The 8,006-nt window shown below is 51.1% G+C and carries 5 protein-coding genes; 2 read left to right on the forward strand and 3 right to left on the reverse strand.

All coding sequences use genetic code 11. The features are described 5' to 3' along the window. On the forward strand, positions 1 to 493 hold a 493-nt coding region (locus tag RID21_RS10505; RefSeq protein WP_350188690.1), incomplete at its 5' end, for a site-specific integrase. Positions 494 to 1,231: 738 nt separating this feature from the next. Further along, positions 1,232 to 2,851: a leucine-rich repeat domain-containing protein gene (locus RID21_RS10510; RefSeq protein ID WP_350188692.1), complete on the forward strand. Its 1,620-nt coding sequence runs from the start codon at positions 1,232 to 1,234 to the stop codon at positions 2,849 to 2,851. Positions 2,852 to 3,528: 677 nt separating this feature from the next. Here RID21_RS10510 and RID21_RS10515 read toward each other — a convergent pair. The 3 genes from RID21_RS10515 to RID21_RS10525 all read right to left on the reverse strand — a co-directional run. Continuing rightward, positions 3,529 to 5,715 carry a WD40 repeat domain-containing protein gene (locus RID21_RS10515; protein WP_350188694.1) on the reverse strand — a complete coding sequence of 729 codons (2,187 nt, stop codon included), beginning with the start codon at positions 5,713 to 5,715 and terminating at the stop codon, positions 3,529 to 3,531. Between the two features lie 1,634 nt (positions 5,716 to 7,349). Continuing rightward, positions 7,350 to 7,667 carry a hypothetical protein gene (locus RID21_RS10520; RefSeq protein WP_350188696.1) on the reverse strand — a complete coding sequence of 106 codons (318 nt, stop codon included), beginning with the start codon at positions 7,665 to 7,667 and terminating at the stop codon, positions 7,350 to 7,352. A gap of 47 nt (positions 7,668 to 7,714) precedes the next feature. Further along, a partial coding sequence (locus RID21_RS10525) for an anion permease (RefSeq protein ID WP_350188698.1) occupies positions 7,715 to 8,006 on the reverse strand: 292 nt, incomplete at its 5' end.

Raw genomic sequence — 8,006 nt, forward strand, 5'->3', positions numbered from 1 at the left:
GATCGATATGGCCGAACTCCATCCCAATGAAGTTGACTGGAAGCAGGGGATCATCACACGCAAACGGAGCAAAACTGGGAACTGCGAAAACGTGCCCGTGGTATCGTATCCGCTTTGGCCGGAGACGTTCGAGCTTCTCAAACAAGAACGTAGCGACGATTCGGATCATGTACTACTAACCCGTGAAGGGAAACTGCTCCGGACCGAGAACATCGACGGCGGAAAGTACAAGAAGACCGACGCCGTGCGGCTGGCGATCCGAAGGCTCTCTAAAAAGACGGAGATCGAGTTCACTCTAAAGGCGTGCAAAAAAACTTCGGCTTCCTTGTTGCGAGGCAATCGAGACTACCAGGGACTTCAGAGTTTGTTTCTCGATCACGCCCCGCAGACTGTGGCCGAAATCCACTACACGACGGTCCCTCAAGAGCTTTTGAACGAGGCGATCGCCTGGTTGGGGCGCGAACTGGGGATAATCAGGGACCAGTCAGAGTAGAGAAGGATTCACGCTCTGTCTAACTTAAAAACCACTTTAGTAATTGACCCGATGTGCGGACACTGAATCCACCAGCGATGGAAAAACCGGGGGTCGTGCAGTTTCGCTTAAACAACTATTCGTCTGCGACACGGCGACTGAACGTACCTTGTTTGAGTCCCACAAACCTGCAGCGATGAGTTCAGACTACGGTGTCGACTGCAGCCCAGACGGACAGATCTTCGCCGTGGGGGGGCGAACGTTTTCCTGTATAACGCGTCTGATTTCAAATTGATTAAGACTCTATCCGAGCACGGTGTAGTATGGAATATTATCCCCGAAACTGTTGTTAAGGGCCTCGATATCAGCCTTAGATTCGAAACAGAACCGCTTACTGCGACGGACAAGCTTTATCACAGGACCACTACAGAGTGGTCTTGCTCAGGACTGGCCAGTACAGAGAGTATAAAATGGGGATTTACCCCTCTGAAATAAGAGGCACAACTGTCGTATAAGAAGAAAATTCTGGCGAAAGAGAAACCGTCGAAGTATCATGGATTTAAACTACTGCTGGTGTGAGTGAGATTGATTCCAGCTGGGAAATGTCCGATTAGTTTGCCAACTCCGTGATACTTAGCCCAGGATCACCCACGCACTTCTGTATCTGGGAAATGCCATTTAACAACAACCAACGCCCGTGGGTGAGTAAACAATTCACCTGGCAATCCCAGACATTTGATCGTTACAAAGTGTACTTTCATGTCAGACTCCATCTTTGATGACGAAACGCTGTTCGTGAAAAAAGACAAAGTCGCCTGGATCGCGTTGTTAAGCGTCCTTACATATAGCGCCGCTTTCCTGCTCCCGGTGGTCAGCAAATCATACGGCTTTTTCGCGTTCTACATCACCTTTTGGGGAGTGTCCGACGGCTTGTTAGTGTGGTTGGCCAACCCTGTCTATTGGCTTGCGTTCTACATGTTGTCAAAATGGCCTCTCCGCGCGACGGTCCTGGGCGCCTTTGCCGTCGCCCTCGCCTTGACACCTCTTATCCAGTTTACCGTCCACGATCTCGATCAATTGAGACTAGGCTACTGCGTCTGGTTAGCGAGTCATGTCCTCCTGCTCGCCGCAGGGGTGGTCGCACTCTCCCAGCAAATCCCACTCTCGTTGGCCTCAAAACCCATTTCCAGGAGGAGATTCGGGTGGCGCGCAATACTAATGATAGTCGCCCTCATTGCAGTCATTCTGGCAATGTACCTTATTCCAATGAACCGGTTGCACCAACAGCGAAGTGCGGTTGCCGCAATCAAAGCATTGAATGGGCACGTGGTATATAAGCCAAGTATCCCGCATCCGACTTCACGGCTTCGCTGGTTCGCCCGCCGCATCTATGGGGATGACATTTTTCAGCACGTTGTATCAGTCCGTATGGGGGGAAATGGGACGCAACTTGCCGATTCCGATTTGCAGCATCTCGAAAACCTGAATCGTCTGAAAAAGCTCTCACTTGAAAACGCAGAGATATCTGTCGCCGGTACCACGAGATTGTTAGAGCTGTCTAACCTGGCGGATCTGACAATCCAGGATTCCACTATTCAGCAAGGAGCGCTGATACAATTACAACGTCTGCCGGCATTGCGACAATTGACTCTGTATCGCGTCGCAGTATCAGAACAACTCCTGGAGGACATACTCTCACTGGATCGAGTCACAGTATCCTTATCCATCGCATCTACACGGTGTTCTGCCAATCTGCTGGCTGCATTGTCGAAGGCACATAATATCACGGCACTTAATTTCAGTAATGTCTCGGTGTCTACCGAAGCATGGTCACAAATGGGGGAAATCAGTAACTTAAAGCAGCTCTCCTTTGCCAACATGGAATTGACTGAAAACACTTTTGAAGCAATTCAGCGGCAGACACAAGTCCGCAAGCTGTACATGCAAAAGATACAGGCGAAAGCCCAGGCCTGGACGAAGTTGGGGCCAATGCCGCAGTTATGGTTCTGGATATTAAGCCACACAACGCTACCTGCTGAGGCAGTGGATGCAGTGGGGAGACAGAGCGAGGTCGAATACCTCAATTTGAATGATTCAACGATAACCGCAGATGACCTGGGAGCGGTGTTTCACCTCGAGAAACTCAAAACGCTCGCCCTCCATCGAACCTCAGTAACCACAAAACAATTACGACAAATTCACGAACTTCCTCAACTCACACGCCTTGAGCTTCACGCAACCGACGTCACCGATGAAATATGCGACACCCTGCGACAAATGAAGGGTCTCAAAATCATTAACCTCACTCATACTCACGTGACGCCGGAAGCAGTTGACCGGCTTCGTTCAGATCTCTCGGATTGCGAGGTAAAATACTGAAAGACAGACACAGAGATTCCCGACGGTAGTTTTATAAAGATACTGGAGTGTTTATAGCACGAGTTCTCATCACCAAGATCTGAAAGCCTGACAACAAGTTCGTCGCACTGAATCCAGGAGCCGAAGATGTTAGTTCGAATGCACCTCGAACCATGGTTTCGAAGGGCTGAACGCCAACGTGGTTTCACGAAACATTCGGCACCAGATTGTGGGATCTTCCAGTAACTGCGACTCCAATTGTTGCGGTGTCGCTGGTTCTCCCTCTTCTGGCATGGTGGCTACAGCGTCAACAACTTATCTCTGCCGGTGCACAACGCATGTGAGAAATTGTTTGGCTTGTTCTACTGTCGTTGATTGTGTTACCCCAAGCAGTGTGGAAATCAGTCTCCCGTACTCTCTGATGACCTGCTCTGCAGTCTAAATGATCTTGATCGTGTTAACATTCATAAAATGATACGTGGACTAGATCTATGCGATCTGGAGACATCTCTGATTGCTTAAAGAACCGCTTAAGGACTTGGCCTGCCTTTTGTCCCCATATCTCCTCGGAGCGCCTCGTAGGAGTCCACCCTCACAGGCAAATGGTAGGATCGCAGACGTTACTGGTTGCAATTCAGGGATGCTCTCGGAAGTTTCGGGATGCATCTGAAAGTGTGGTTCTGGGAGCCAGCGGGAGATCAGTTCCCACCATCGTCTGGCTTCAATAAACGTTCAAGCATCGTATTGTCCGGCTCGGGAAGTGTAGAAACAGTCAGGCTTCTCCCCTGTACACCGACGTTTGGATCGGCTCGGAAGCCGTACATGAGGAGAGACGTGTCCTCTGGTGATCCGGTCAGGCGGCGGACGCAATTGACGATCTCACCGCGCAGTCTCTGGGCTGCCTGAGCGTCTGTGGTTTTTGCAATCATGGTGAGTGAGGGCTTGCCTGTGATATTTCCCTTCACAACCAACCGCTTCAGCGCTGACCAGTTTTCTTTGTCCTCTTTGAGTACCTGCTGGACCTGTGATACCTCCGCGAGATTTTTTGCCTTGGCGAAAGCCTGCTGCAGTCTCCACTGTCGTTCGCCTTCAAGTGTTAATTGAAGCTGCTGCTCTTCACTGATGGTAACGAATTGATGGTTCTCCAGCATTCGATTGATATCTTGAGCCAGCAATGAAGGCTTGCCTTTCCGCTGACGAATGACCGTTTCAATATCGTCAGTCGACTCAGCTACAAACAGTGTGTGGGGGTCCGGATGATAGAACACCTTGCTGCCGACAACGTAGTGCTCTCCGAGAAACTCGCGGTTTCTTACCTCACGAACACTGCGGTCCATTCTCAGGGCGCGCGTCACTGAATTAGGGTCGATCGGTTCGCTGGACAGCGCGAATGTGATCGGCTTACCACGCATGTGTCCCTCATCTGAAGGGAAGGAAAACGAGCCCAGGAGTTCAAAATCGGGAAATGCAGTACCGACACGTTTCGGATAGTAGTAGTTTGCCGCGTTGGGGTATATAAAGTGTCCGACCAGTCTGCGTGACAGTCTTTCACTTTTCGGCCCCAGTTTTGCGTCAGCGTTCTGGCAGATATCATGATGTCGCGCGATGCTCAGGTTCACTCCGTCGGGAATCCCTGACAAAACGGAAGCCCATTTCGGCCGGAGTGGCCTGGCTCCAGCCTGGCCGTTTCCTGCAGGAGCGGGCCTGTTCCCCTTTCCCTGCGCAATCTGTTGCGGCACTGCTTCCCGGAACGCGGAGGTTTTCCAGACGGAAAGCTCTGAGACTGAAAACACCATCAGATATTCTCCATCCCGGCTGAGCTTTGCCCTGGGGTAGGTACTGGGAGGAACTTTTACGCCGAGGCGGGCCACCCTCTGCTGGGTGTCAATGTTCCAGACGTTTACTTTATCCTGATCCCATTCTGATGTGATCAGAAGCCTGCTGTCCGGGGTGACAGCCAGGTCACTGATCTTCTCATCCTGAGCCCGCCACGTAACAGTGACGTCACGATCCAGGTCCCACACATAGAGACCACCAACCATATCTCTGCCTAGGACGCGTCGGCCATCCGGAGTAAATCTGACGAATCGCATTCCCGGCACATCGACACCACGATGTTCATAGACGAGCCTTCCGGTCGCGACCTCGTAAACTTCTCGATCAAGCAGCAAATACTGGCCATTGAAACTGAAGGCCGGCATGGAGGGGTCGATGTTGTCGAAGAACTGCACCTGCTTTGCTGCGGCAGTGTCCCAGACCGTCACGCTTCCCCGGACGCGAGAATCTGTGAATCGGGACAGCGCCAGCAACCTGTGATCATCACTGAAGACAAACGTGTTGTAGCCTCCGACCGCCTCCACGGTCCGCTGTGTTTTCCGTGTGTTGAGATCCAGCAACACGACGCTCAGGGGACTCTCCTGTCTTTCTTTCTGATTCTTATGTAGCTTCCATTCCGGGTAAGCCAGCATCTGACTGTCTGGGCTGAACAGGGGAGGGCCAAGCGTCTTCGTCTGCTTCGTAAACCGGCCCCGCTTCTCAACATTCCAGACCTGGATCATCGACAACCACATTCCATCAGGACTGCCAGGTAGAGACCTCTCAACACAAAAGCGGTTATCTCGCGTCAGCGCTAGGAATTGGGTGCCTGGTTTCGCATCCAGCACTTTTCTCTGTTTGCCGGTTCCCAGGTCCCAGGACACGACCTGGTGCCCGCCGGCAGTCACCAGCAGATTTTGCTCCGAAATCCCGGCATCCGAGAATACGTGCCCCTGTGGGGGGTGAATCGTCACCACAGGTGGAGATGATATCTCGTCCGCAATCAGCCAATCTGCTGTTATTACCAGCACCAGAAACACGAGTGCAGGCAGTCTTGTTCCACATGCCACCGTCCATCTCCCTCTGATAATCGCCACCGGGAGTGCGATGTGCCCCGTCGTGACAAGAATAGGGATTTCCCAGATCGATTATTCTGCACCAATACCACCGTACCGCTTCATGGAGATCGTAACCTGCACAGCGGACCATTTCAACATTTTTCGTCCGAGCTCGGATTGATGGCGCTCTCCTGGAAAACATTTCCGGGATCAATTCCTTATCGCGATCACAAACTGCGTCTGATGTGGAACTGGTTCGGCCTGACAGGGCAACCTGGCGATGCAGTTGCTCATCATGGGCCAGATAGACCAGGCCAAAGCCTCCATTGCCCAGTATGTTTTCGATACGGTAACGGCCAATCAATGCAGGAGATTGCGGGGGAGCATCATCAGGAACAGGCGTATTTTCAGCCGGAGACTCCCCTGTCTCGGAATCGTACCTCTGCGTTTTTCCATAGGGGTGTTTTCAGCCATGCCTGGATCGAGTTTCCTTGCTGATGCTCGTCAGCGCGTCACCTTCTGGATTTAATCCATCATAGCGGCATCAAATCTGAGAATCTACATGTAACTACTGTTTGGACCACAGGAAGACACGGCGAGGAAATGACTTGTGTAATTACACGGCCGCTTTGTGTCCTTCAGTGACCTGAAGATACTCCTGTATCGACTGCAGCATGACAATCTCAGATCCCATCCGCCCTTCCCTCAATTTCCAATCGGCACACTCTCTGAAAATCTCTGGATAGTCTATTTCGAAATGAAAGTAAGCATCAAACTAAATCTCTGAGCCCCCTATGACGATATCTGTATATGTGGTCTCCTGCTCTAGATGAATTTCCGGAGAATCACTGAGCGCTGACACTACGGCTTGGTAACCAAAGCTAACACTTCCCGTAGTGGATAAAAGCGTCCGTCGCTTTCTGACACGGACGCTTTTTTTGTATCATCATGAGGGGTATCCCTGCTCTCTGATGATCTGCCTACAATTTCAGTGAGCATGATCGCGTAGATGTTCCCAAAGTGATATAGGAACCAGAACTATAGTCCTGAATCACTTCTCCTGCCCCCAGAACCTGACTAGGGGCCTTATGGCTGCCTATGAGCCTCAAATCACTTCAGAAAGCCCACTGGAGTCTGAGTGGGGCGCAGTGCCTGTAAACCAGAAAAGATTTGACTGTCACGACACCGTTGGCAAAATAGACGGCACCTTTTCAGCAATAATTGCAAGGGTGTTACTATTATGTCAGACAGAAAGCTCTCCCGGCAGCAGGTCAAACCCCTTGCCACAAAACGCCACAAATATTATGAGCTACTCTCCAGTATCTTCGAATGTGTAAGCTCAGCAATTACTAACTGGCTGTGGGCAGTTCTTAATCTACATTTGCGATTTCATCCTTCAAATTCTGCATAAGAGTGCAATAGCCATTTACCTAAGAAAACTCTGAGTCTTATGGCCGGTGTCATTCCTGGGAGAAGCCAACCGATCGCCCGCACTACAGTGTTCAACCGAAAATGCTCTCGCAAATATATAAGGCATCAGAACGTAATTTCAACGAGACGGTGTATAGCATGTGGTCTCGGAAAATCGAAGTCCTTGAGTTTCTCTGAGATGCTTTTTGACATCGCCATTGTTGAAACTGGCCACTCTACGGCGGTTCGACTTGCTTCTGCTCCTCAAGTCGTCGACACGCTGCCTCAAAGCCTGCCAGGGCGGCTGTTTGGACCCGACTAAATTCATCGTGAAAATCTCGACCACTCTCGAACGCGGCTGGCCCCAGGGATCGCAGCCACGATTCAATTCCCTTGCCATGATGGTAGTAGTCACTCAACAGGAAACGTGCGACCAGTTGGCCACAGGATGCGCACTTTACATAAACGGTTTGCGGCTGACCTGGTTCACTCACGAGCATGTTGCATACATCCGTGGACTGGCACTCCTGACATTTCTGAATGTGAACTTCCATTGCAACAGCCTCTCTTATTGAACGGTCAACTCATGCGACACAATAATTTAGAACAAACCAACGATGTCCCACCACCAATAGCCTGTTGAAAATGCCAGCATCGCTCCGACAACCGCGATCACCAAGCCAGGTTTGAGCATGTCGATTGTTTTCAACTCGCCAGTTCCAAACGCCATTGCGTTCGGGGGAGTCGAAATTGGCAGCGGCATTGCCAACGAGCAGGCAAAAGCCACACCAATCATAACGGGCGTGACGCTGGAGACGGCCAAACCCATAACGATCGGCAAGAGCAGGTTTGCAGTTGCGGTGTTACTCATCACGGACGACATCACAATTGCC

Origin of the sequence: Gimesia sp., from assembly GCF_040219335.1 — a bacterium.
Taxonomy (GTDB): domain Bacteria; phylum Planctomycetota; class Planctomycetia; order Planctomycetales; family Planctomycetaceae; genus Gimesia.